At 40.6% G+C, this 1,769-nt stretch carries 1 protein-coding gene; it reads right to left on the bottom strand.

Features of this window, described 5'->3' with window-relative positions:
* Positions 1 to 1,769, bottom strand: a 1,769-nt coding sequence (locus RQ763_RS11640) for a DUF748 domain-containing protein (protein ID WP_314153158.1), incomplete at both ends; no start/stop codon positions are given.

Here is a 1,769-nt window from a genome sequence, read left to right as displayed (position 1 = left end):
CAGATTTTTGAAATTGAAATCAATATCGAGATAAGATTTCACATCTGAGCTATCGAGACTCCCTTTGAGTTTTGTTGAGCCGTACTCATCTACTACGCCGTCTATATCTACCTCCGTAACTTCTCCCTTGATGTTGGAGAGAGAGTGAATCTCTCCGTTTAGGTCATGGATGAAGGTTTTAAAATCAATCGGCAAAGAGTAGTCTGCAAAATGTGCGCTTGAATTTGTGATTCTAAGCTTTAGAAGATTAAAGGCAAAAGAGCCCTCATCCTTCTTGCTTTGACTCTGCTCTTCTTTTTTAGCGGCTTCTTTACTTTGGCTCTCTTTTACAAGCCTTGAAAAATTCATACTCTTGTCTTTGTTGACTATAGCATCAACATAAAAAGAGTCTAAAATAAGCTCCTCAATATGCAGGGAGTTTGGATCACCCTTAAAGGCAAATGATTTAATCTCCGCTGTTTTAAAAGATGCCAACTTGTCTCCGCTTCTGCTCTCATTTAATAAAAATTTCTCTATCTTCAAGCTTCCATCCGCCGCCATCTCAGCTTTTGCCTCTTTTTGTTTGTAGGCAGTTTTGGCGCTCAGACTAAGCGCACCCTCACTAACTTTAATATATACCGCCTCCCCTATATATGGGCTCAGCTCTTTTAGAGATATTTTTTTAAGCTCAACACTTCCCTTTTGCTCAAGCGGCGTATGTTTTATATCTCCCTTGGATTTCACATATCCCTTGTTGTTTACCCTAAGAGAGATATTGTACGCAAATTTACTCCCCTCTTTTGAGCTTATATTTTTGGCATGCAGCTCTATTTTGTCCAGAGTCGTCTTTGCGCCCTTCTCTACTCCCTTGTCCTCAAAGAGCACTTTCGCGGAGTTTACGTCAAAAGATTTTAGCGCTACTTTATAAGCCTCCTCTTTTTTGCTCTTTATGGTTTTAGAGCTGCTTTTTGTTGCACCTTTTGGCTCCTCTTTTGGCTCTATAAGTCCGAGCAGATTTATCTCTCCTCTTTTGTCTCTTTTTGCATAAACACCCAGAGAATTTAGAGCAACTCTATCTACAAAAACCTCTTTTTTCTTCGTGTCTAAAGTCGCATTTTTTACCTCAAAACTCTTAAACTCCGCAATCTTAGCGCCGCTGTCTCTTCTTTGCAAAACAACCTCATCAACAGCCGCATTCGCACTATGAACCAACAGCTGCATCTTCTCGTCTTCGCTACGCAAAGTAGCATTAACATCAAATCCGGCAACTCCGTTTTTAAGCAAAACATTGTAGGTTTTAAGACTCTCTAAGGCTGCCTGATCTATATATGGGCGGTAGTGGACAATGTCGAAATCTTTGCACTGTGTGAATGTTTCGACATTTAAGGCGGCGTGTTGAACGCTTCCGCTTGAGTTGCAGCTAAATCTATCATTTAAAAGCAGCTCTATGTCGTAAAAAAACCTCTCCTCTCCTGCCAAAGTTACGTTTTTGAGATCAATGCTGAGTTCGTTTAGCTTCGTCTTTACGCTTGGTTTTACGCTCTCATCGCTTAGATTTGCGGCTATCTTTTTGAGAGAGATATCATCTATTTTGACACTCCACTGACTGCTCTTTTCTGTACTGTTTGTCTCTTTTTGAGACACTTTTTCTTCTGAGGCAGGAGTCTGTGGTTGAAGATAACCTATCCAGTCTATCTTCCCCTCCTTGTCTCTTTTTATCTCTGCATGAAGCTGCTCAAGCTCTATACTTTTGACGTAAACATCCTGCATCATGGGCTTTACAATAACCC

This window comes from Sulfurimonas sp. (assembly GCF_032250635.1).
Taxonomy (GTDB): domain Bacteria; phylum Campylobacterota; class Campylobacteria; order Campylobacterales; family Sulfurimonadaceae; genus Sulfurimonas.
Note: the sequence above shows the minus strand (reverse complement) of the source record. Positions and strands in the feature narration are given on the sequence as shown.